Raw genomic sequence first — 23,940 nt, forward strand, 5'->3', positions numbered from 1 at the left:
CAGCTCGGTGTTGGGGACGAAGGCGCCGATGCCGGAGATGCCTTGGGCGGAGGCCACGCTGGCTAAGCCCAAAGCGGCGACCAGCAGGCTGGTGCGCAGTAGGTGCTTAGCAGGGGTGCCCTCATTTGCATTGGTGAGTGCTGCAGTCTTTGCCGCAGCAGTCGCTAATCCCGCTGTGTTTTTCTTTGTCATTGTCATATCTCGTTCCCTCGTATTGCTTGGCCTGGCATGGGCTGTTGCCTGGCCTTGCTGCGGCTTTGTGCGGCAGCAAGGCTTGATGGCCAGTGTTTTTTGATTGGGTTGTTCAGGCGCTGAAGGCTTAGCTACTGCCAGGGCCAGCGGGGCCAGATCCACCACCGCCTCCTCCGCCCCCGCCACCACCGCCAGGGCCGGAACCCGCACCAGCGCAGCACTCACCCCGGCAATGGGGTGTGCACTGTGGCGCCAGAGGCAGTTGGGTGCCGCTTCCTCCACCAGAGCCACCGCCCCAGCCGCCTCCTCCGCCGCCGCCCCAACCACCACCGCCCGCTCCTCCAGCGCCACCTCCGCCGGTGCAGGATGTACCGGTGCCGACCAAGCGGCTGTACTGGGAGAACACCACCCGGTTCTCTCGCTCGCCGTTGACGCATTCAAACGAGCATTCGGCCGTGGCCCACACGCTGTAGGACGAGCAGCTCGATGCCTTGCTGCTGAAGGTGTTGGCAAGGGCGCGTTGCACAGTGGTGAAGTCGCCCGCCTTGGCACTGGTAAAGCCAATGCCCTTGGGGTGGAGCTTGACGGCAGTCACCCGGTAGGGGATGACTACGCGCTGCTTGGCTGCCAGCACTTTGGGGATGTCGGCCAAGAACTCGTAGCGGTAGTACTCATCGGACTGGGGCGGCTTGAAGACGACGTCCTCGGCCTGGATCAGGCCGTAGTTGGTCAAGGTCAGCTCGCCGGTGTGCTCCTCGCCAATTTGCAGCTCGGGCAGGTTGATGGACAGCGGCTCCAGCAGCACCACAGGTGCGGGCACCTGGGTCTGGAAGGTGGCCTCCAGGTTGATGTCGTAAACATCAGGAATGGTGGTTTCCGTGACGCTGAAATCAATGCTGATGGTCTGGTACTGCAGGTGCACCCGCTCTGTTGTGGTGATGCCCGGGCGCACAAAGATGCGGCCGGTCTTGTCAGAGTGGCGCGGGCCACTGGCACGGTAGGTGTAGGTGCCTGGTGGCAGGTCGGTCACGACAGCCTTGCCTTCCGCATCGGTGGTGAGTGTGCGCAGATAGGTGAGCACGGCATCGTTTTGCAGGCGGATGCGCGCGCCGGTCACACCCTTGATGGGCTGGTTGTCTGCGCCCAGGGTTCCAGTAAACAGATCGGTGATCTGGAAGCTCACCCCACCCTGCCCGCTTTGGGTCACGGCCACCGATACCGGAATGACGCCATCCCCGCTGTTGCCTGCGGTGACGATCAGCTTGTAGTTGTAGATGCCATCGGCCACGCTCTTGTCTGGGCTGGCCGTCACCTGGATGGGCACTTCGCCGCCCACATCAATGGCCCCGATCTGGTTGCCGCTGGCCAGGAACACCCAGGCAGGCGGCGGGTTGCCGCTGTTGTCTACCAGCTTGACCTGCACATTCTGCGCAGCCACCAGGCCCCGGTTGCCGATGACTACACTCTCGGTGACGGAGCTTTCTTGTTGCACGCCGGTCTCGATGAACGTGGGCTTGGCAAACAGATCAGGGCGGGCTTGCACCAGCTTGTAGTTGATGCTGAATGTGCCGCGCGGCGTATCGCCTGAATCGGCTGCAAAGGCGGTAAGGACGACCGTGCCCGATTCACCTGCCGTAGCGCTGCCGGTGAACTTGATGACCATGGGCACGGAGGCACCGGCGGCAATATTGACAGGAGGGCCTGCATCCACGCTGATGCCTGGCGGCAGGCTGCCGCTGGGCTGGTTGGCCGGCACAACGGCCCAGCGCACCCCCTCCACGCCCGTGCCGGCACTGGCACGCGCCTGGATGGTGATGTTGCTCGCAAAATCGCGCGCCGCCGTCAGGTTGTAGCTGGAGAGGTTGAAGCTCAGGCGGTTGATCGTGAAGCGCCCTTGCTCAGCCGTGGCGGTTTCATCGGGGTGAACCACCGAGACGACATAGGTGCCGTTGTCATTGGCAGCGGGTACAAACTCATAGCGGTAATTGCCGCTCGCATCGGTCGCGATATTGATGCGGCGCTTGAAGCCTGCGATATCCAGCACGATGCGCAGCGCAGCATTGGGGATGGCCTGCGCGGTATCGCGGGTGACGGCAGCGCCGGTGATGACAATGCTTTGCGCTCCATAGGACAGTGCAGGGCTGATATTGGCCACCGTGCCGGTGTATGGCGTCTTGGGCACCTCCGGCACGACGGCAGCGTTTTGCACCGTCACCACACGGGTGGCCTGCGCGGTCTTGCCTGCGGCTGAGGTAGCCACGGCCTTCAAGGTATAGCTGCCATCGGCTGCCGCATTAGCCGCCCATTGCGCGCTGTATGGCGCTTGGGTGGGCGATGCCAGCAACACATCATTGGCGTAGATATCTACCTTGGCAATGCCTGCTGGGGCAGAAGCCACGGCGGTGATCGTGGCCGCGCTGGACAACACCGCATTGGGCGCGGGCGCCACAAAGCTGATGCTGGGTGGCGCGCTGGCATAGGTGACCGTGACCGCTGCACTCTTGGGGCTGGTGCCGCGTGAGTTGCTGGCCGTCGCCTCGATCTGGTGCGCGCCTTCGCCCGGCAAGCTGATACGGGCCGCGAAGCTGCCATTGGCGCCCACGGCGACAGGCGCACCCGATGCCTGCCCATTCAAGAACAGCTGCAGCTGCGATCCCGGCATCGCTGTGCCCGTCACATTCAACTGTGGAACGGCCACGGCCGTACCTGCCGCTGGCTGGGTGATGACCGGAGCGGCAGGCGCACTCAGATTGAGGGTGAAAGGAATATCCAGCACTGCCACAATGCCATCGGCATCGGTCGCGGTGATGCTGAAGCTGTGGTTGCCATTGGGCAGCTGGGCAAAGTCCACCATCTGGCTGTGGGTGACGGGGCTGGCTTTGCCATAGCTGCGCTCAAAAATCTGCACGCCGTTGACGGCAGCCTTGAGGCTGGTGACACCCACGGCACTTTCTGCAGTAACCGACAACGTGCCTGGCTGGGTGATCGTGGCATTGGCTTGCAGCGCCTGGCCGGCAACGCTGGCGGTGATGGTCGGGCCATTGCCGCCTTGCTTTTGTACTTGGACGGTGCGGGTGGCGGTATTGCTCAAGCCGGCGGTATTGGTAGCCTTGGCTTTGAGGGTGTAATTGCCGTTGGGCACACCCACCAAGGACCATTGCACTTGATAGGGCGCGGCGCTCAGCAGCGCCAGGCGCTTGTCGTTCACCAAGATCTCCACATCCCGCAGGCTCTCAGCATCGCTGGCCGTAACCGCAATGGTGGTGTCTTGCTCCAGCACCGCGTTTGCTGCAGGTTGGCTGAATTGCACCACAGGGCCTTCAGGCGCATAGGCAATGGGCTGGCTGAGCGAGAACTGGTTGGTCTTGTTCTGCGCCGTGCGGAACTGCACATACAGCATCTTGTCGCCACCGCCGCTGGACAAGGTGTAGACCACCTTGTTCGGATGGCTTGCCATCGCCTGCCAAGGCAGTGAATCGCCAAACTGATCCGATTCCTGGATGCGGTACTGCGCTGCCTGCGGGCACTCCAGGACCAGCTCAACATTGCGAACCCGGGTGACATAGCCCTGGGTGGGCGCCATCGTGCAGTTCAGCACCGGCTCTGCCCCCAGATAGCTGCCATAGTCCACCCCGGTGCTGACGGCATTGCCCTGGCCTGCAGGGTTGCCCACCGCATCTTTGGGGCCGCTGGCATGCCCCCACCAGTTGCTGCGCGCTTGCACGACGGCAGCGGGCTGGGTGTTGCGCACACCAAACTGGGTATTGGCGGAAATATCGGATTCAGCGATAGAAGGCGTTGCACCTTGCTCAGCCAACAGGCCCACCTCGTTGTGGGTGATGCGCGATGCACTGATGCTGGGGCTGCCACTGCCGATTACTCGAATGCCGATGGCATTGTGGCTGAGCTGCAAGCGGTTGAAGCTGTAAGCACCGCCATGCACGACCAGACCAGCGCCCCCGTCCATATAGCTGGGCAAGCCCGCCGTACCACCGGCATAGCGAATCTGCAGGCCATCGAGTTTGAGGCCAGCCGCAGGCACAGCTGCCTCGACCAGCACGCCCAACCAATCGCCTGCTTCTGCCGTGCCAGGCTGCGGGTTGGTGGCCGCAATGGCACTGTCGTCGAACTGGCTGGTAAACAGCACCTGGGCGCCCGTTTGCAGCTGGTCACGCACATTGATACCAGCGCCTTCGCCAAATTTAACGACAACACCATCGGCAATACTGAGCTTGGCATTGCCTGCCGCCAGTGCGACGGCACCGCCTGCCAGCGCGGTACCTGCCAGTGCCACTGCTGCGATGGTTTGGCTGTGCCTTTTACCCGCCGTTGCCGCCCTGCGGCAGAGTGATGCCCACGCTTGCCGGGAGAATAACGATGTGATGTGGGAGAGTTGCATGGTCTTCTCCTTCTTATGGGTTGACGGTGATCACGCCGCTGGTCGCCGGTACAAAGCCGGGGCTGCTGGCTGTTATTTGGGTGGTTCCGGGGGATATGGCGGTGAAGGTGGGGCGGAGAGAGGACCAACTACCCCTAAACCAAGTCACCGTCTCAGTCGTGGTACCTACAGACGTTTCGGAGCTAGAGAAGTCAACAGAAATACGGTCGGATGGAGTTTGGAGAAAACCTCTAGTCCCTCCTGGCACCTGCGCTGATACATACATAGATTCATGTACGCGCCCCACGTCAACACTAGCAGGGGCATTGTGCAGTCTTAGTACGGCACTCACCGTCTCCACGCTAAGGAGGGACGTATCAAGCCCCGCCGCTGTAGCTATGATCTGGGTTGAGCCCAGGTCCACTCCCGTCAAACTGAATGACGCAGCATGATCTCCGGCGGGAATAGTGACCGTCGACGGAACCGAACAAATGCGCTCATCCGCACAGCGCAGGTTTACTATGAGGTCATCTGAACCGTTATCAAGTTCACCTCCCGCAAATCGCAGCACGGACAAATCAGCCGGGTGGGTAGTCAAGTTTTTGCCAACCACAGGCTTACTGTCATCCACTGTAATCAGTTCCAGTCGATTTGGACCACCTGTAATTCTTTGCACCCATGATTTTGTACTTACCAACCCTGTTATTTCGGCGCTGACTTGGTATGTACCTACTGCTATCGGTTGAGCGACATAAGCGGGCTCCGAGATAAACCATCCAGTCGGAATGATTATCTTCTGAACTGGATTACCTGCCGCATCATAAATTCCACTGATTATTTCACTAGGAACTTGGTCCGTAATTTTCAAATTCACTACCAACGGAATTTTTGGAAACTGATAAAACATATTCCGAGCACCTGGCACGGTTATCCGCACAAAAAATTCATCCTTGTCGCTCGATGTTGTTCGTTCGTTGTCCAAATTCACTATATCCAAAGATGGGGTGATCACATCCACCGGAAAAGGCTTAGCAGCACTCGTGCCGTCAGCGGTAGCTTCTAAATACGTTGAACCTAGCTCTATACCTGTGACACTGAAGTAAACCGTGCTTTGTCCTGCTGGGATAGTGACCGTCTGCGGTGTCTCGCACAAACTTTGATCAGAACAGCGCATATTCACTGTCAACGGTTCTGTACTGTTATTAGCTACGCCATTGATCAGTCTCTCAACATAGATTTCATCCCAGGCATAGCTGTACAGCCCTTTGCCCACAATAGCCTTACTGCCTCCTACGCGACCGACCCGCAAAGCAGCAGCCCCCTGAATATGCACATTCAAAGATTTAGTAGCTAGTCCAGGTGACGTAATATCAATAGCTGTTTTTCCTTGGGCCGCCGCAGCACTGACAGTAATTGGAACTGTTGCTAACATCTGCCCTTCCGGGATGAAAAGCTCCTGTGGATTGACCACCGCAACAGCCTCATCGCGGCTTGCTACCTTGACGACGATTCCGCCCTTCGGTGCAAAATTGTCTATATGCACTCGAACCGTTCGACTCATATTCACGTCCATCACAAAATCACCCAAAGGAGTGGTCTCTAGGCGAATTGCATCCACTTGTAGAGCAGTCTGTGTGGTGAGGTAGCCGGAGGCGGTCGCTGTCAATGTTGTGAGGCCAGTGCTGAGACCTTGAAGCGAAAAGCTCCCTTGCCTCTCACCAGACGGTATGAACACGGTTGCGGGAATCTGCGCTATATCAGTTTGGGCCAAACCCAAACTGACATTGAGGCCTCCCTCAGGTGCGGGCTCAGTTGTCTCTAAAATCACGGTCGTAGTCGCCCCAGGCGCGACCAGCAAGCTCGATGGAAGTACCAAAGATCTTGTACGCACGTTGATGGTGGACCATGCACTGCGATATCCGTCTGCGTGTGCCCTTAAGCGACCTATACCGTCGGCTAGGCCCATTACTTCAAAGGTCTTACTGCTGTGCCCACTTGGTATTAACAGATCTCTAGGTGCGGAAATCACGGAAACATCTGCGTTATCCAACTGCACCTCAACATTGGATGTAGCGGGCGTTGGCAATGACAAAGTCATGGTGAGATTTTGGTTAACGCCGACTGTTGCGTTTATAGGCACCAGTCCCAAAGGCGGTAAATTCGCGACCTCAATGAATGTTTCCGCCATGCCCAAGGTGGCATGGCTGGCGGTGATCTTGGTAGTGCCCAGGCTGCTGGCCTGCACCTCCAGATCGGCGCTGGTTTGTCCCTCAGGCACGGTGACCCGGGTAACGGCCGACGCGACCGAAGGAACGCTGCTGCTGACATCGATCAGCGTGCCGCCTGCGGGGGCTGGTGCGTTGAGCGAGACGCGCAGCATGGCCACCACACCGGGGCTGAGCTTGAGTTTGGCCGGCTCCAGCGCCAAAGGCGCTTGGCCGATATGCACCAGACCTTGCTGCACCAGGTAAGGGATACCGACGATGCCCCAGACCACCTGCGTGCGAATGGTGCCCGCAGGCACAGAGATTGCATTGAGCGAGTTGCCATTGGCGGTGTTGCCGGTACCGACCGGAGACGAGGCCAGGTCCATGCTGATGGCGGGCCCACTGTGGTGGTTGATGGCGGTGTTGTTGATGACGAGGGAAGCCGATTCAATCGCCACACCGCTGCCGTATTCGATAGCGACATGGCCCAGTTGCGTCAGCGCCTGGTTGGTGCCTGCGGTGAAGCGCCATTGCCGCCAGTCACCGGCAGCGGGTGTGGCAGATGCCGAGGTGATCTTGATGGGAAGGCTGGGAGTGCCCACCGCCTGGAGTGCACCCCGCTTCAAAGTAAAGCTGGCCGCCGCTGCCATCTGGATGGTGACACCGGGCTCAATACTCAGGGTGGCGTTGTTGTCCACCATCACATCGCCCTGGAACAGATAGGGCGACTGCGCTGCACGCAGTGTTGTGTTGCTGGTGATCACACCCGTCACTGGCGTTTGTGCCAGGGCTGGCTGGGCCGCACAGAGCAGCATCAGCCAAAGGCCCAGCATCTGCAAGCCCTGCCAGGCCTTGCGTGCCCAGGCCGCAGCTTGGAGCAGTGAAGATGGTGATTGTTGTTGGTACATGCTTCCCCCGGTATTTCTCATTTTTTGTTGGCGCTCATAGGCGTCCACACGGCGCTTGCAGCCGGTGGTTGGCGGTCTGTTGGATGGCTGCGGTTTGGGCCACTTGCTGTGCATAGGCTGGCCAGCCGCCGTTGAGCCAATAGGCCGGCAAGCTGGCCATTGCGGTACTGGTCGCACTGGCGGAACGGCCCGCTTTGGATGCATCGGCGGTGGGCACCAAGGCCGCTTCGACCTGCGCACGCAAGGCATCGCTGACCACACCATCGGAGATGACCACCAGCGCCTGGGCGTAGCCGGTATGGCCTACCCGCTTGACCCTGTCCCGGTAGGCGCGCGCAATGGTGGCCACCAGCATGGCGTCGCGCTCTTTGCCTTCAACCTGTACTGCGACCAGCTGCTCGGGCGGCACAGGCCACTGCGCCTGGGGCGCACCTTGCATGGCTTCACTTGCGGAGATCACCGTCCATTGCATGCCCTGGCCCAGAGCGGCTATCCAGGTCTGCGCATCCAAGGGCTGCAGCAAGGGCCCGCTCGATGCTGCCCCCGCCTGCGCGGCTTGCCATGACCGGACTCCGCCCCGCACTGCCTGCAACTGGGTAAAGCCTTGTTGGCGCAGCTGACGGCAGGCCTGGTCCACATCGGCGTTGTCGAGCCCGGTGCCAACTAGCACCACGGGCGTTTGCTGCAAAAAGCGCTTGCTGGCGATGTCGGACAGCTCCAGCTGCAAAGCGCGCGCGATGGGTGCTGCGCGTTGCAGGCTGCGCGGGCGCACATCCACCAAGGTGGGGGGCTGGGTACTGGGGTGCGTAGCAGCCGCCTCAGTAGCGCTGATCCAGCAGGCCTGGTCCAGCGCCACAGGTGCAGCTTGCACCGGCCATGCCGGCGCAGCTGCGTTTGTGGTTGGGTCTGCATATCGCGCTGCCGAGCAGCCCAAGTCCTGGGACTGTGCTGAGGACACTGGCGCCGGTCCCACCCAGGGGGCCGGCGGCGGGGAGACTGCAGTCGCATCTCTGGCTGTGCCACCCAGGCCCACACTGGCCAAGATGGCCAGTGCAGCGTGCGTGCCCCACCTGGGGCCGCACGCCATGTGCTTAGCGGCCATGGCCATCTCCAAGCACGCCCTTGCGTCGCAGCCCGGCCAACGCCGCCACACCGGTCAGCAGCGACAGCATCAGCACCGCCAGCCAACCCAGGCCCGGCACCGGCACGGCTTGCTCATCGGTGGGCAAGGGCCCGCTTTGGATAACAGGGCCACCTGGGTCCTTGATGACGCCATTGGCCACCAGGTCGTCGTCACCCAGCTGACCATCGGTGATCGTGAAGCTCACCCGGTTGCCCTCCAGCTTCAGGTTCTTGGGCACATACCAAAGGCTGCGGCCACGCGAAGTGGGTGTGGGGCCGTACTTCATGTAGTTGCTCACCCCAAACAGGTTGGGCCACTCGGTGGTGATGGTCACAGTGCTGCCCACGTCGCAGCCGACCAGCTCGTACTCGAACACGCCATGCGGGAACAGCAACACATCAAACAGCGGCAGCCAACCTTGCGCCCGCTTGACGGCGGTCTTGTCAGGATTGAAGTGGCAGCTAGCGCCCCCACCCGTCACCCAGGCCTTGAGCGAGCCCGTGCCTGTTGGCGTGGGGATGGTGACTTGCTTGTCGCCCGCAGGCGCCGGGGTGTTCTTGAGGCCCAGCTTCACATCAGGCGCACCGGCTGTGGTCACCACGACTTCGTAGTCACCCACGGTTGGGTTGGCGGTGAACATCAGCGATGCGGCCATGCCTTGTGCATCAGTGGTGGCCTGTACGGACAGCGCGCCGCCCGCAAAGACGGCACCGGCACCGCTGGCGGGCATGCTGAAGCTCAGCACGCGCCCTGCTACAGGCTCACCCTGGCCGTTGACCAGTTGGACCCGGATCACTTCGGCAAAGGCGGTATTGACCACCGCCGACTGGCCGCCACCAGCCACCACCTGTAGGTTCAGCACCGGCGCGGTTGCCGCTGTGTTGGTCAAGGCAAACTGCAAGCTGTCTGCCACGCCAGCGGCACTGGCCAGTGCATCAAAGCTGCCTTCAATATTGTTGGCGGTGAGCAGCGGCGAGCTGGCAAAGCCATCCGCATCGGTCTGTACCTCTACTTGCAAAGCGCCGCCTGCAAACGTGGCACTGGCTCCGCTGGACGGCAGCTCGAAGCGGATGCTGTGGTTGGCCACGCCTACGCCTTGGCCATCCACCAGCTTGATCTTGAGCGCTTGCGCAAAGGCAGCGCCCACAGGGGCCGACTGGCCGCTGCCAGAGACGCCGAGCAGCTGGAGCACTTGCACTGGCTGCGCCGTGTTGGTGAGCGCGTAGGCCAGCTCACCGGAGACACCCACCGCCGTCGCACGCGCTTGGTAGCTGCCCTCGGCACCGTTGGCCGTCAGTACTGGCGAGATCGCCAGGCCTTGGGCATCGGCGGAGACGCTGGCGGTTTGGGAGCCATCAGCAAAGCTGGCAGTTGCCGTGCCGGCAGATGCCGCTGGCAGCGCAAACACGACCACTTGGCCAGACACGGCTGCGCCTTGCGCATCCACCACCTTGGCTTGCAAGCGCTGGGCAAAGGCTTGGCCCACTTGTGCGGTCTGGTTATCGCCCGCCACCCGCTGCAAGGTCAAGATGGGTGTTGCCGCATCGCTGTTGCGCAAGTCAAAGCTGGCAGGGGTACTAACGCCATCCACACTGGCAAGCACCTGGTAGGCGCCCACGACGGCATTGGCGGTGATGGCATCGGTGCTCGCCAGGCCTTGGGCGTCGGTGCTGACCTGCAAGGCGGCAGTGCCGTTGCTGAACACCGCAGTGGCGCCGCTGGCAGGTGCGGTAAACCGCAGGGACTGACCGGCTACCGGGGCACCATTCTCATCTGCTAAACGCACCTGGAGCGGCGCCGCAAACGCAGTGCCTACTTGGGCAACCTGCTGGTTACCGCTGCTGATGGCCAAGGTCCAGTTCTTGGTGGCAGAGCCATCGTCCTTCCAGGCGGCCGATACCAGGCCGATCCACTGCGCTACGGGCTGCCATGCCGCATCACGCCCAGCACCTTGCGGCAGCGCACGCAGTTTTTGTTGCGCTTGCACCAGCGCCGCAATCGCATCGCCCAGCTTTTGCTGCTGGACAGCTTCGGCTGCTTGGTCGAACAGGGCCAGCAGCTGGGCTTTGTCTGCATCGGCCAAGCCCGCAATGGCGGGCACTGCGGCGCGTGCATTGGCCTGCGCCTGCTGCTGTGCAATGGTGCGCAGGTTGTGCGACCAGCTGTCCACCACCACCGCATTGGCGGTATTGCGCAGCTGCGATTCGAGGCTAAAGGCCTGTGCCTGCGCGGGCAGTTGCAGCCACAGCTCCACCGTCTGTGTTGCTCCTGCTGCCAGATCCAGCGGCCAGCTGAGCTGATCGCCATTGACGGCAGCCGCAGGTTTGGATGACAGCAGCTGGGCGCCGTTGGCCAAGGCGGTGTTCAAGGTCAGCTGGCGGGCCTTGTCGTCGCCATTGTTGATGACGGTGCGCACATACACGCTGGACTCGGCCAGCATCGGGTCTACCAGTTTGGGCTTGCTCAGCGCCATCTGGGCCTGGAGCCATGCTGTCCATTCCGTGCCGCTCAGCGGCTCACCCAGGCTGTCAAAGCCCATCGCCAGTACCTGGCCCTTGCCATAGCTGCTGCGCACGGCGGCGGTTTCTCCGCTGGCGTAGCGCAGCTCAGTGGTCGCCGGCGCATCGGCCACCAAAGCCCAGTTGGGGTTGGTGAGCGGCAGCGCGTTAGTGCCCAACTGCAGAGCAGCACTAGGCAACGGCTGATCGGCATAGCTGCCCCACATATCGGCAATGGCGCGCAGAGGGGTATCGGCAGCACCGTCCACCACCAGCGAAGCACCGCGCAGCACAGCGGCACGCACTTCCTCCTGCAGCTTGGCGCTCAAATCGCTTAGCGGTCCGCTCAGCCACAGCAGGCTGAAGTCGCCTGCACGCAGCGCCTTTTGGAAATCAGCTGCGGTGGCAGCGATGTCGGCCTCCCTGTCGAAAGCGGCCAGCACCGTTTGCGCGGTCTGGCGCTTTTGCGCGGCGCAGGCCTCGTCTGCAGCACAGCCGATATAGGCCAGCACGCGCATACCCTGGTCTGCGATTTGCGTGGCAGTCACTGCCTCACTGGCCTGGATGCGGATCAAGGTAGAGGCGCTGTTGTTGCTGGTGATGTCGTCCTTGGTGGACGAGCCAATACGCGCGGCGACCGCAAACTCCTTGGCACTGCTGTCCTTGGTTGTTTGCACGTCCAAGGTCAATATCGCGGTGGAACGTGTGGCCATATCGCCCAGGGTCCAGACGCCATTGGCGTAGCTGCCCACGGCAGCCGAGTGGCTGAGCAGCGCAAGGCCAGCTGGAATTTCCACATTCACCGTGGTCGCCACAGCGCTTGCCGGGCCCAGGTTTTCTGCGGTGATCGTGACGGTGGACTTGTCGCCGCGTTTGACGATCGCGGGGGTGGCACCGGCGGCCACCTTCAGGTCGGCCTTGGGCTCGGGGTCGGGGTTGTCTGGCGTGGCAGCGCGCTTGGCAAACAGATAGCCGGATGCGGCAGCGCCTGCGGTCAGCTCAATGCTGCTGAACTTGCCTGCCTCACTCTGCCCACCCGCAGAGCCGCCAGCGCTGTGCCATCCACCAGGCCATCGCTGACACCGGCTACCAGGGTGTAAACGCCCGGCTTGAGATTGGTGAAGGTGAACGCGCCCTGCGCATCGGTATACGCCGTTTGCAGCTCGGCGGCGCCCGTGCTGGCCTGGGTGCCGCTCAGTTTGATCTCGGTCACGGGGATGCCGGGCTCGCCACTGTCGCGCAGGCCATTGGCATTGCTGTCCCGGTACACCACGCCGGCAATGCTGGCCTCGGCCGCGCCAGCTACAAAGCCAATGCTGTACTGGCCACTGGTATTGGCATCGAAGATATTGAGAAAGTAGCTCCAGCTCAGGTCTTCATTGCGCTCCTTGGACAGCCAGACGTTTTCTGCAGGAACGATATAACCATCCGCACGGGTGACCTGGACCGGCAGCTTGGCGCCACGCGCAGGATCGGGCACCCGGGCATAGGCAAAGCCCTGGGTCACCGGGCTAAAGCGCAGGCTGGCGTTGTTGCCCTGCACGGTCATCTGTGCCAATGCCGTCTGGTTCTGCACCTCGGTGTCTGCGCCATCGGATTCGTAGACCCGGTAGACGTCACCATCCTTGGCGAGGAAGTCGCGCACCTTGTCGCGCCCCGGCAGATCGACGCGCACGTCCTGGATCAGCGTATGCGTGCGCACGTCCTTGATCAGCGAGGTGACGGCGCCGCCCAAAGAATCTGCATGGGTAAAGCTGGCATTGAACTCGACAAACTTGCCTGCGAGGCTCGTAACCATGGACCAGCGGCCCATTTTGGAAGTACCAGACTCAATATCCCCAAAGTCCAAAAGCAGGCTCTTGCCTGCTGGTTGGTCGCCGACATAGCCGCCGAGGATCTGAAAGCTGATCGCCAGGCCCTGCCGGTTCTCCACAATGCGGGGCTGGGCCGTGTCGATCTTGGTCTTGTGGGAGGTGCCACCACCCTGGTTCTTGATTCGGACCCCCAAGGTGAAGGGCTCTGCCGCTTCGGTCTCTGGTGTGAATGCGTCATCGGCATACACATCGCGCGGCAAGAAGTAATCCAGCACCAGCTCTGGCTGGGGGCGCACCACGATGGATTCCGGCGCCACGTCAACCGAATCGTCCTTGCCATCGAGCGTGTAACTGACCTTGGCGCCCACGTAGTACACAGCGCCTTGCGGGTTGCTGCCGCCACTGCCTGCCGCGGGGATGATGAGCCAGTTGATGTTGGCCACCGCCTTGGGTGCGATGACACCGTTTTGCAGGCCGGTGATGCCCGTCACCTGGTCGGTACGGTAGAAGAAGGTGGCCCCCTGGGCATTCGGGTCCGACGTGGCAACCACCAGGTTGTTGTTGGCATCGAGGAACTTCAGCTCGATGGAGACGTTCTCCAGCTTCTGGTCTGCCAGGCCATTGGTGATGACCATCTTGGCATCAAACGCCTGGCGCTCCAGCGAAAGCTTTTGCTCGATGACAATTTTGACTTCTGCACACACGGCATCCGCTGCCTGCGCAAAGGCACTGCTGATCGAGTACAGCAGCCCCAGAAACAACATGCCCACCACCGTCGCCCAGCTGGTAAACAGCGGGCGGCCCCTCAATTTTCTATACATTCTCAGTGTCCCATCTGGCGGAGCTGGGCCCACTCGCAACGGAATGCCGCGCCCATCAAAATGCATCTAAATAATCAATAACTACTTATATTTAATTATTGATAGTTTTATTGCATTTGGTAGCGCATTTGAATTGACAACACTTACATGAAACTGACGAAGAGTTAGGCAGGCACAACGGTCTCAAAAGGCTGCCTGAGGAACGCTTACAGTTTCACCGTGGGGCACGCAGCTGCTTTGGAGAGTGGAGTGGATGAGGGTCTCAATGCGGTCGTGAGGCGTTTGCAGCCAATATCAACCAAGACAGCGCCATCAATGCCCAGTCCGCGCCAAGACCAGGGCAAAGCGCTGCGCAGCAGCCCCCTCAGGCCAGCCGAGGCTGCCGCAACTGCTGCATACGGTAGATCAGTGCCTGCGGCAGGCGCCGCGCCACGGCGATATCGACCGCGTCGCGGCCCTTGAAGTCGGCCACGGAGACATCGGCGCCGGCGTCGAGCAGCAGTTCCAGGGTTTTGAGCCGGCCCAGGCGGGCGGCATAGAAGACAGGGGTTTCGCCATGCTCACGCAGGTTGAGCAAGGGCCGGGATTGCAGCAGCGTGCGGCACATGGCTTCGTCATCGCGCCACACGGCGGCCCATAGGGAGTAGCTGGCATCGGCACCGTGCGAGAGCAGCAGCTTGACCAGTGGCAGGTTCTCGCCCCGGGAGACGGCAAACCACAGCGCGGTGGCGCGAAAATCGCCATTGCACTCGCCCATCGGCGCCTGGGCCTCCAGCGGCGCGCCAGCGGCCAGCAAGGTGGCCACTGTTTCCAGACCATTGGTATCGGCCGAATGGGCGTTTTGCGGCGATACGCCGCAGGCCACCTGCAAGGCGGTGCGTCCCTTGCCGTCCACCGCCTGGGCCCACTGCGGCGCCTGCGCCAGCCAGGCGGCCAGCAAGCGTGCATCCCAGCGCTTGGCGGCAGCAAACCATGCGGACTTCGAGGGCAGGCTCATGCAAGGCTCCTTGAGACGGGGTGACCACGCTCCAACGCGCAATGTACACCGATACCGCCAGAGCCCCACCTTGGCCGCAGGCAGGTTTTTCCCGACCTGCGGACCACCGCTGAGAGCGTTGACCTGGCCAGGTTTACTGTGCCGCTACCCAGTCGATCAGCGCATCCCAGGCAGGACGCGCCTGGGGCGCGTTGTCGCTGTTGGCCATCGCCACGACGACCCAGCGGCGCCCGTCACGGCCATTGACATAGCCGGCAATGGCCGAGGCATCGCGCAGGGTGCCGGTCTTCAGATGGGCGCCACCGGTGTGGGCGCTCTTGCTGTTTTTCATCGTGCCGTCCACACCAACGATGGGCATGGAGGCCATCAGTTCGGGCATGACGTTGGAGTTCCAGGCAACCGAGAGCATCTTGGCCAGCGAGCCGGCGGTGATGCGCGCATCGCGCGAGAGACCGGCACCGTTGTCGATGGTGGGCGCGGCCATGCCGGGCACGCGCTCGCTCCACCACTGCGCCACCGCCTGGCGGCCGCCTTCAAAGGTGCCGACCCCGGCGCGCTCCTTGCCCAGGGTCAGGAACACCTGCTGGGTCATCACATTGTTGCTGTACTTGTTGATGTCGCGCACCACCTCACCCAATGTGGGCGAGCTGAAGCTCATCAGCGGCTGCACGCCGTCGGGCGTCGTGCCCATGCGCACCTGGCCGGTGACCTTGCCACCCAGCTCGCGCCACATGCCTTCAAACACGCGGGGCGCAAAGCGGTCGGGCGCGGCAGGCGCCACGGCCCAGCTGTTTTCTCCGCAGGCAGCCGGGTAACCGCCCAGGAACTGGATCTGCGTGGCATCGGACAGCTGCGCTTTCAGCGCGCCGCGCCAGTCACCACAGGCATTGCCCTTGGTCTTGAGCAGGGGCACGGTGCTGGGCAGGCGCAGATGGGCAACGGCCGGCTCGTAGGCGATGCGGGCCACGCCGGCGGCCGCATCGGGGATGAAGCGCATCGTCAGCGACTTGTAGTTCAGCAGCAGCGCATCGGGCACAGCGTTGTAGGGCCGGTAGGGCTCGTTGTCAAAACGTGCAGGGTCGATGGGCGGCAGCGAGAAGGCCGAGCGGTCCAGCACCACATCGCCGACGATGACCTGGATGCCCTGGCCCAGCAGTCGCCGCTGCAGCAGCCAGAGGCGCTCCATCACCAGCTTGGGGTCGCCCGAGCCCTGTACATACAGATTGCCATTGAGGGCGCCCTGGGCAACCTGGCCGTCGGTCGCAATGCGGGTGTCCCAGGTGTAGGCGGGGCCCAGAATCTCGAGCGCCGCATAGGTGGTCACCAGCTTCATCACCGAGGCCGGGTTGCGGCCCACATCGCTGTGCACATCGAGCAGCGGGCGCTGCGCGCCGCTGACATCCATCACCACCACGGAGACCGCATCAGGCGCTACCTTGCCGCGCTGCAACGCGGCTTCGACCTCGGCCGGCAGGCGGTCGGCAGGCCAGGCGCTGGCGGCTGCGGCAGGGGCCTGCATGGCTGCGCTGGCCGGTACCGGGGCTGCCTGGGGCGCTACCGCCACGGGCTGGGCCAGCCGGATAGGCTTGGGCGCCGGGTCGGCAGCCGGGGCGGCCGGGGTCTGGGCGCAGGCCACCTGGCTGAGCGCAATCGCGAGCGGGAGCAGCCAGCCGCCGCTGCCGCCGGACCGGCCGGGATTCAGCCCTGCCAGGGACGGAGAAAGGGGCGCCATCGGAGAAATCTGTTGCATGGGCAGCAGTCTAGCGGCTATGCCCAAGCCCGGCATGCAGCCTTGGCTTTGCCCCGATAATGGCAGGTTGCCGCCCCTGTACGGGGGCTGAAACCGGGCGCTGGCACAGCGCCTGCGCGCCCTACCCCATGAACCTGCTTGCCCTCGAATCCAGTACCGACACCCTCTTCATTGCCACCGCGCGGGATGACCGGCGCTGGCTGCACAGCGGTGCCGGTGGCCAGCACACCTCCAGCCAGTTGCTGCCGGCGGTGCGTGGCCTGATGGCCGATGCGGGCCTGGGCTTCGACGCGCTGGATGCGATTGTGTTTGGCCGGGGCCCGGGCTCGTTCACCGGCCTGCGCACCGCCTGCGCCATTGCCCAGGGCCTGGCCTTTGTGGCCAACGGCGGCCAGGGCGTGCCGGTGCTGCCGGTCGATACCCTGATGGCGGTGGCCGAAGAGGCCCGCCTGCAATATGGTTGCACCCAGGTGCTGGCCTGCCTGGACGCGCGCATGGACGAGGTCTACAACGCCGTCTACCAGTATGCCGATGGCCACTGGCAGACCTTGGGCGATCTGCAGGTCTGCCCGCCGCAGGATGTGCAGGTGCCCCCAGGCTTTGTGGTGGCCGGCAATGCCCAGCCCATTTATGGTGATCGCCTGGCGCCCGGTGCCACCCATCTGCAGGCCATGCCCACCGCCCAGGCCTTGCTGAGCCTGGCGCCCTACCTGCTGGCCCAAGGCCAGGCGGTGGCGGCGCAGGATGCGCTGCCCCTCTATATCCGCGACAAGGTCGCCAAGACCACGGCCGAGCGCGAGGCAGAAAAGCAAGCCCAGGCGGCCGGCAGCCCAGGCAGTGCGCCATGAGCCTGCCCGCCACGCCCCAGTTGCGCTGGTCCGCGCTGCGCGCCGATGACCTGGACGCGCTGCTGGCCGTTGAGAACCAGTGCTACAGCCACCCCTGGACGCGGGGCAATTTCATCGATTCGATGGCCATGGGCTATGCGATGCAGCTGCTCTGGGCCGACGAGGCGTTGATCGGCTACTTTGTCGCCATGCAGGGTGTCGATGAGCTGCACCTGCTCAACATCACCGTCAACCCGCAGCACCAGCGCCAGGGCTGGGCCAAGGTGCTGCTGGAGCAGCTGCGCAGCTGGGCCGTCAGCGCACGCGCCCAGGCGATCTGGCTGGAAGTGCGCATCAGCAATCTGCGCGCCCAGCAGATCTACCTGCAGTTTGGATTTGAATCGGTAGGGCTGCGAAAGCGCTACTATCCGGTATCCCATGTCGAACGCGAGGACGCCATGGTCATGCGTTATCTGCTGCCTACCACCCCATGAGCCTGAACCTGGACGCCCGCCAACGCGCCATGCTGCAAGAGATGGGCCACCCGCTGTGGTGGCCCGAATCGCCCGCGCCTGCCGCCCAGACCGCGCCCGAGGTGACCCCGGCCCCAGCCCCGGTGGCCGCAGCGCGGCTGCACGCGGAGCCTGTGCCTGCAACGGTAGGGACCACTGCACCGGCTGCACCTGCAGCACCTACGATGCCAGCGGCTGCCGTCCCAGAGACGGCAGCGCCAGCCACTGCGCCAACGCCAGCCCCTGCGCCTGCAGCGGCCCGGACCACCTCCCCGCAGGCGCTGCCGGCCGATTTTCCGCGTGTGCGCTTTGCGCTGCGCGCGCCGGTGCTGCTCGATCTGCAAGGCAAGCAGCCGCCGCCTGCCGCTGCCACCCAGCCTGCCTGGCTGGTAGTGGCCGAGCTGCCCGAAGGCGCGCCTCAGCAGGGTGAAGCCTGCCAGCTGCTGCTGCAGATGCTGCGGGCCATGCGCCTGACCGATGCCCCCGTCTACTGGGTGCCGCTGGCCCGCATCCCCGCCAACCAGGAAGGCGATGATGGCTTGCCCAGCTACAGCATCGATGCGCTGGTGCAGGAATGCCAGCCAGCGATGGCCCTGCTGCTGGGCCTGCCGGCGGTGCGCCACCTGATGCCGGGCGACCAGCCCTTCTCCCGCCTGCGCCAGCAGCTCCACCAGTTGGGCGGCAGCCAGCTGCCGGCCGTGGTCAGCTACGACCCGAGCCACCTGCTGCGCACACCCCAGGCCAAGGCGGCAACCTGGGCCGATCTGTGCTTCGCGCTGGCCCAGGCTGGCCGTTAAATTTCCTCACAAACCTGCCAATCTGCCTCCAATCTGTCTCCGATGGGCCTCCAACGGGACGCCATCAGGCGAATGTAGGCACCCACTGACAGCGGCTGGCGTGGGGTGTTGACAACGCTGCAACCCCACAAAGCGCATCGTCATGCGCAGCGGATGCGGGAATGCCATAATGGCGCCCATTCACAAACCGGAGTCTCTCCTTGGATCCCTACCCAAGTTGGTAGCTTCCACCCTGGCAAGCACATGGCTGCACATGGGTCGGAAGCGCCCCCCGCCCCCTTTTGCAGACCAATAACAACAAGGAAGTGAGCCTATGCTCAACATCTTTACGCTTGCCAATGGCCGTCTGGTGCAGGAAGAGATCGAATCCCTGCAGGACCTGGCCCGTTTTCAGCCGATCTGGGTCGACCTCGAGTCCCCCACCCTTGAAGAAAAGCGCTGGATCAAGCAGCACTACGGCCTGTCCATTCCCGAAGACGCGATGGACCAGGACATCGAGGAATCGGCCCGTTTCTACGAAGAGGACAATGGCGATCTGCACATCCGCAGCGACTTCCTGATCGATGACGAAGACGACCCGCGCAGCGTGCGCGTGGCCTTCATCATGAACCTGCACAATGCGTCACTCAAGAGCTATGGCGTGCTGTTTTCCATCCACGATGAGGATGTGCCGGTGTTCCGCCTGCTGCGCCTGCGTGCCCGCCGGGCGCCCGGCCTGATCGAGGACAGCAAGGACGTACTGCTCAAGCTGTTCGATGCCGACGCCGAGTACTCGGCCGACACCCTGGAAGGCATTTACGACGACCTGGAAAAAGTCAGCACCCAGGTGCTGGCCGGCAATGTGACCGACACCCACGCGAGCGAAGTGCTCTCGGCCATCGCCCGCCAGGAAGACTTGAACGGCCGCATTCGCCGCAATGTGATGGACACCCGCCGTGCCGTGAGCTTTGTCATGCGCAGCAAGATGCTCAACTCCGACCAGTTCGAGGATGCGCGCCAGATCCTGCGCGACATCGAATCGCTGGACAACCACACCGCCTTCCTGTTCGACAAGATCAACTTCCTGATGGATGCGACCGTCGGTTTCATCAACATCAACCAGAACAAGATCATCAAGATCTTCTCGGTGGCCAGCGTCGCGCTGCTGCCACCCACCTTGATCGCCAGCGTCTACGGCATGAACTTCAAGTACATGCCCGAAATCGACTGGCAATATGGCTATGCCTACGGTATTGCGCTGATGGTGGGCAGCGCGCTGATCCCGATGCTGTACTTCCGCAAGCGCGGCTGGCTCAAGTAACGCCCCCCGCGCGCGCTACACCTGCTTGGGCCGCAGGCACCACAGCGCCGTTGCGGCCATCGAGGCGGCGAGCATCAGCACCCAGAGGGCGCCCAGCTGCCACTGCTCCAGCGCCAGGCCAAACAGAAAAGGGGCGCTGGCCTGGGTCATGCGGGCCGGCACCATCAGCAGGCCCTGGCGCTGGCCATAGCCTTGCGCGCCAAACATCGCCAGCGGCAGCGTACCGATGACGACCGTCATGATGCCGTTGCCCAGCCCAAAGGCTAACGCATAGGCCCAGGCACCCGGTGCACCAAAAACCGCCAGCAGCAAGGCCGCCAACGGATAGGCCGTCACGGCAATGCGCGCTGACCATAGCGGATGGGCGCGGCGCAGAAAAGCATAATCTGCAATGCGGCTGGCCACCTGGGCAGGGCCCACTAGCGCTGCCGCAGCCACGGCCGCTGTCGCGCTGGCGCCGCTGACCATCAGCAGGCGCGGCAGGTGCGACATCATCGAGGTGCCGATGAACCAGATCGCTGCAAAGGTCAGCGCCAGCAAGACCAGGCTGAGCCACTGGCCCCGCAAGGCAGCGGCGGGCGCGGCCGGCAAGCCCGTTGGCGGCACCACCGCATCGGCGCTGGCACGCGCGGGCGCACGGGGCAGGCTCGCATGCAACGGCAGCAATACCAGCAACTGCACGCCCGCCCAGACCAGGCAGGCTTCGCGCCAGCCCCAGCTATGCAGCAGCCAGGTGGTCAGTGGCCAGCTCAAGGTGCTGGCAAAGCCGCCAAACAAGGTGATGCCGACTATGCTGCCCCGCGCTGCCTTGCCGTAGAGGCGCACCGAGGTGGAAAAGGCCGCCTCGTACAGCCCCGCTCCCATCGCCAAGCCGAGCAGCAACCAGACCGCAAACAGCTGGACCTGGGTCTGCACCTGCGACAGCAGCACCAGCCCCAGCGCAAACAGCAGGTTGGTGGCCATCAGCAGCGGGCGCCCGCCCCAGCGGTCGATCAGCCGCCCGGCCACTGGCCCGGTGAGCGCCATCATCAGCAACGCCACCGAAAACGCGGCAAAGATGCGCGATGGCGGTATGCCCAGGCTCTCGCCCATCGCGCCGGCCAGGATGGCGGGCAGGTAGAACGCCGAGCCCCAGGACAGCATCTGCCCCAGGCCCAGTTTGCAGGTGGTCAGCACCTGGCCGGGCGCAAAGGATGGAGCGGAAAAAAGGGGCATGGTCAGATCAAGGCAGCGCGCCATTGTGACCAGGCTTGCCGCGCTGCACAGTCACCCGCGCTACCGGGCCGGCCATTCAGCGGGCCGGCAAGCTCCGCACCAGGCTGCCGATGATGTGCTGCGCATAGCGGCTGGAGATCGTATGGATGAAGCGGGGAAAGTCCAGGTGCGCGCTGTCGTCGGCCCGGTCGGAGATGCTGCGCATCGCAGCAAACGGCAAGCCGTGGTCGGCGCAGACCTGGGCGACGGCGGCGCCCTCCATCTCGACGGCCAGCGCATCCATGCCCACCGCCCGCAAGCCGCTGCGCAGGGCCTGCACTTCGGCGGCGCTGCTGACAAAGCGGTCGCCGCTGACGACGAGACCCTGGTGCATCTGCGGTGCGGGCAGGCCCAGTTCGGCCGTCCAGGCGGCTCCGCCACCGGCCAGGCATTGCTGCACGGCCACGGCCAGTTGCGCGCTCAGCGCAGCATCACAGTCGAAAAGGGCCCGGCCATAGCCCGGCACCTCGTAGCGCGGGAAGATCGGCGAGGCGTCCAGGTCGTGCTGCGCATAGCGGGTGGCCACGACCACATCGCCCACCTGCACACCGTCGCCCAGGCCTCCGGCCACACCGGTAAACACGATGCCGCGTGCGCCAAAGCGCTCGATCAGGGTCGCCGCCGTGCTGGCCGCCGCCACCTTGCCGATGCCCGACAGCGCCAGCACCACCGCCTGGCCGTGCAGCTGACCGCAGCTATAGCGGCGGCCGGCATGGTCGTGGATGCGGGCATCGGTCAGCAGCGCAGCAATGCCGGCCTGCTCCTCGGGAAGGGCGCTGAGAATGGCAAGGGTCACGTCGGAATCCAGAAAAGGCAAAGCGGAGATTGTCGCTGCAATCTCCGCTTTGTCTTACTGGTCTGCGGCGCTCAGGCGTTGGTGCTTTGGTCGCGCAGCTCGCGCCGCAGGATCTTGCCGACCGGGGTCTTGGGCAGGTTGTCGCGGAACTCGATGTACTTGGGCCGTTTGTAGCCAGTCAGGTGCTCGGCGCAATGGGCGCGCAGCTGTGCCTCGGTCACATCGGCGGACTTGCGTACCACCACCAGCTTGATCGCCTCGCCGGTCTTCTCGTCGGGCACACCGACCACCGCGCATTCGGCCACGCCGGGGAAGGATGCGGCCACGTCCTCCACCTCATTGGGGTAGACGTTGAAGCCGCTGACCAGCACCATGTCCTTCTTGCGGTCGACGATGCGGAACATGCCATCGGGCTCCATGATGCCGATATCGCCCGAGCGGAAGAACCCGTCCTCGGTCATGGACTTGGCCGTCTCGTCCGGGCGCTGCCAGTAGCCGGCCATCACCTGCGGGCCGCGTATGCAGACCTCGCCGCGCTCGCCTTGTGGCACCGGCTCGCCGGCATCGTCGAGGATGGCCATGTCGGTGCCCGGCATCGGGTAGCCGATCGAGCCCGAGGCCTTCTGGCCGGTGCCGACGAAGTTGCAGCTGGCCACCGGGCTGGTTTCGGACAGGCCATAGCCTTCGACGATGGGCTGGCCAACGCGCTGCAGCCAGCGCTCGGCCACGGACGATTGCACCGCCGCGCCGCCGCCCACGACCACGCGCAGGTTCTTCCAGTTCACCTTGTCGAAATCGGGGTGGCTCATCAGGCCGTTGAACAAGGTGTTGACCGCTGGCAAGGTATGGAACTCATACTTGCCCAGCTCGCCCAGCACCGCCTTCATGTCGCGCGGGTTGGGGATCAGCAGCACCTGGTGCCCAAGGCGCATCGACAGCAGAAAACAGACCGTGAACGCGAAGATATGGTAGAGCGGCAGCGCACAGACACACAGCGGCTGCTCCCCTTGCGAAATGGTCTTGAGCGCCGGCCCGTACCAGGCCTGCACCTGCAGCACATTGGCGCCCAGGTTGCGGTGCAGCAGCACCGCGCCCTTGGCCACGCCAGTGGTGCCGCCGGTGTACTGCAGCGCAGCGACATCGTCCAGTCCGATCTCGACCGGCGAGAAGCTGTGGCGCTCGCCCTCCCGGATCGCATCGGGGTAGCGGATGCTGCGCTCGAGGGTGAAAGGCGCGACCAGCTTCTTGCTGTGGCGCACCACGTAGTTGACGATGCTGCCCTTGATCAGACCCAGGCAATCGCCCATGCTGCAGACAATGATCTTCTCGAGCTGGCGGTGGGCCGGGCAGTTCTGCACGGTGGCGCCAAAGTTCTCCAGCACGATCATCACCTTGGCGCCGCTGTCCTTGAGCTGGTGGTCCAGCTCCGAGGCGGTATAGAGCGGGTTCACATTGACCACCACGAGGCCCGCGCGCAACACGGCAGCGACAGCCGCCGCATACTGCGGCACATTGGGCATCATCAGCGCTACGCGGTCGCCCTTGGCCAGCGGCAAGGTCTGCAGGTAGGCGGCCAGCGCCACGCTGTAGTCGTCGAGCTGGCGGTAGCTGAAGCGCGCGCCCATGAAATGCAGCGCCGTGCGGTCGGCGTACTGGATGAAGGCCTGGTTGAGCAACTGCACCAAGGTGGGAATGCGCTCAGGATCAATGTCCTCGGGAATCTCTGGGGGGTAAGTGGCCAGCCATGGGCGTTCGGTCATGCACAA

15 protein-coding genes are annotated in these 23,940 nt (G+C 63.5%); 4 read left to right on the plus strand and 11 right to left on the minus strand.

The features are described from left to right. The 8 genes from ACCQ08_RS04940 to dacB form a co-directional block, all read right to left on the minus strand. Positions 1-198 (minus strand): hypothetical protein (locus ACCQ08_RS04940; protein WP_373449084.1); only part of this gene is annotated, 198 nt, incomplete at its 3' end. Positions 199-319: 121 nt separating this feature from the next. Beyond that, entirely contained in the window at positions 320-4,486 is a 4,167-nt protein-coding gene (locus ACCQ08_RS04945) for an Ig-like domain-containing protein (RefSeq protein WP_373449085.1), read from the minus strand. Positions 4,487-4,604: 118 nt separating this feature from the next. Continuing rightward, positions 4,605-7,733 (minus strand): hypothetical protein, encoded by a 3,129-nt coding sequence (locus ACCQ08_RS04950; RefSeq protein WP_373449086.1) that lies wholly within the window; start codon positions 7,731-7,733, stop codon positions 4,605-4,607. Next, positions 7,720-8,556, minus strand: coding sequence for a rhodanese-like domain-containing protein (locus ACCQ08_RS04955; protein WP_373449087.1), 837 nt, complete (start codon positions 8,554-8,556; stop codon positions 7,720-7,722). The genes ACCQ08_RS04950 and ACCQ08_RS04955 overlap by 14 nt, the downstream gene beginning before the upstream one ends. A gap of 220 nt (positions 8,557-8,776) precedes the next feature. Continuing rightward, positions 8,777-12,211, minus strand: coding sequence for a choice-of-anchor U domain-containing protein (locus tag ACCQ08_RS04960; RefSeq protein WP_373449088.1), 3,435 nt, complete (start codon positions 12,209-12,211; stop codon positions 8,777-8,779). An 89-nt stretch (positions 12,212-12,300) separates the two neighbouring features. Then, complete coding sequence (locus ACCQ08_RS04965; protein ID WP_373449089.1) at positions 12,301-13,941, minus strand: SdrD B-like domain-containing protein; 1,641 nt, start codon at positions 13,939-13,941, stop codon at positions 12,301-12,303. 364 nt (positions 13,942-14,305) lie between these two features. Continuing rightward, positions 14,306-14,938 carry an ankyrin repeat domain-containing protein gene (locus ACCQ08_RS04970; protein ID WP_373449090.1) on the minus strand — a complete coding sequence of 211 codons (633 nt, stop codon included), beginning with the start codon at positions 14,936-14,938 and terminating at the stop codon, positions 14,306-14,308. Between the two features lie 133 nt (positions 14,939-15,071). Beyond that, positions 15,072-16,457 (minus strand): D-alanyl-D-alanine carboxypeptidase/D-alanyl-D-alanine-endopeptidase, encoded by a 1,386-nt coding sequence (gene dacB, locus ACCQ08_RS04975; RefSeq protein WP_373449272.1) that lies wholly within the window; start codon positions 16,455-16,457, stop codon positions 15,072-15,074. A gap of 359 nt (positions 16,458-16,816) precedes the next feature. Between dacB and tsaB the strand changes: the two genes are divergently transcribed. The 4 genes from tsaB (at position 16,817) to corA (ending at position 20,124) form a co-directional block, all read left to right on the plus strand. Then, positions 16,817-17,536, plus strand: a complete 720-nt coding sequence (gene tsaB, locus ACCQ08_RS04980; RefSeq protein ID WP_312528066.1) for a tRNA (adenosine(37)-N6)-threonylcarbamoyltransferase complex dimerization subunit type 1 TsaB — start codon at positions 16,817-16,819, stop codon at positions 17,534-17,536. Continuing rightward, positions 17,533-18,009, plus strand: coding sequence for a ribosomal protein S18-alanine N-acetyltransferase (gene rimI, locus ACCQ08_RS04985; protein WP_239809763.1), 477 nt, complete (start codon positions 17,533-17,535; stop codon positions 18,007-18,009). The genes tsaB and rimI overlap by 4 nt, the downstream gene beginning before the upstream one ends. Next, on the plus strand, positions 18,006-18,824 hold the full coding sequence (locus ACCQ08_RS04990) for a hypothetical protein (protein WP_373449091.1): 819 nt from the start codon (positions 18,006-18,008) through the stop codon (positions 18,822-18,824). The genes rimI and ACCQ08_RS04990 overlap by 4 nt, the downstream gene beginning before the upstream one ends. 313 nt (positions 18,825-19,137) lie before the next feature. Further along, entirely contained in the window at positions 19,138-20,124 is a 987-nt protein-coding gene (corA, locus tag ACCQ08_RS04995) for a magnesium/cobalt transporter CorA (RefSeq protein ID WP_239809765.1), read from the plus strand. A 15-nt stretch (positions 20,125-20,139) separates the two neighbouring features. On the opposite strand, the gene ACCQ08_RS05000 is transcribed toward corA, so the two are convergent. The 3 genes from ACCQ08_RS05000 to ACCQ08_RS05010 form a co-directional block, all read right to left on the minus strand. After that, complete coding sequence (locus ACCQ08_RS05000) at positions 20,140-21,339, minus strand: MFS transporter (protein ID WP_373449092.1); 1,200 nt, start codon at positions 21,337-21,339, stop codon at positions 20,140-20,142. 76 nt (positions 21,340-21,415) lie between these two features. Continuing rightward, positions 21,416-22,174 carry a 5'-methylthioadenosine/adenosylhomocysteine nucleosidase gene (locus ACCQ08_RS05005; RefSeq protein WP_373449093.1) on the minus strand — a complete coding sequence of 253 codons (759 nt, stop codon included), beginning with the start codon at positions 22,172-22,174 and terminating at the stop codon, positions 21,416-21,418. Between the two features lie 71 nt (positions 22,175-22,245). Next, positions 22,246-23,934 carry an AMP-binding protein gene (locus ACCQ08_RS05010; protein ID WP_373449094.1) on the minus strand — a complete coding sequence of 563 codons (1,689 nt, stop codon included), beginning with the start codon at positions 23,932-23,934 and terminating at the stop codon, positions 22,246-22,248. Positions 23,935-23,940 lie beyond the last annotated feature (6 nt).

The sequence above is a fragment of the Comamonas sp. SY3 genome, assembly GCF_041730275.1.
In the GTDB taxonomy this organism is placed as follows: Bacteria; Pseudomonadota; Gammaproteobacteria; order Burkholderiales; family Burkholderiaceae_C; genus Comamonas; species Comamonas sediminis.

Excerpts from the sequence above, each read along its gene's own strand:
- corA (WP_239809765.1), top strand. The coding sequence starts at position 19,138 with ATGCTCAACATCTTTACGCTTGCCAATGGCCGTCTGGTGCAGGAAGAG.
- ACCQ08_RS04965 (WP_373449089.1), bottom strand. The coding sequence starts at position 13,941 with ATGTATAGAAAATTGAGGGGCCGCCCGCTGTTTACCAGCTGGGCGACG.
- dacB (WP_373449272.1), bottom strand. The coding sequence starts at position 16,457 with ATGCAGGCCCCTGCCGCAGCCGCCAGCGCCTGGCCTGCCGACCGCCTG.
- ACCQ08_RS04970 (WP_373449090.1), bottom strand. The coding sequence starts at position 14,938 with ATGAGCCTGCCCTCGAAGTCCGCATGGTTTGCTGCCGCCAAGCGCTGG.
- ACCQ08_RS05010 (WP_373449094.1), bottom strand. The coding sequence starts at position 23,934 with ATGACCGAACGCCCATGGCTGGCCACTTACCCCCCAGAGATTCCCGAG.
- ACCQ08_RS05000 (WP_373449092.1), bottom strand. The coding sequence starts at position 21,339 with ATGCCCCTTTTTTCCGCTCCATCCTTTGCGCCCGGCCAGGTGCTGACC.
- rimI (WP_239809763.1), top strand. The coding sequence starts at position 17,533 with ATGAGCCTGCCCGCCACGCCCCAGTTGCGCTGGTCCGCGCTGCGCGCC.
- tsaB (WP_312528066.1), top strand. The coding sequence starts at position 16,817 with ATGAACCTGCTTGCCCTCGAATCCAGTACCGACACCCTCTTCATTGCC.
- ACCQ08_RS04990 (WP_373449091.1), top strand. The coding sequence starts at position 18,006 with ATGAGCCTGAACCTGGACGCCCGCCAACGCGCCATGCTGCAAGAGATG.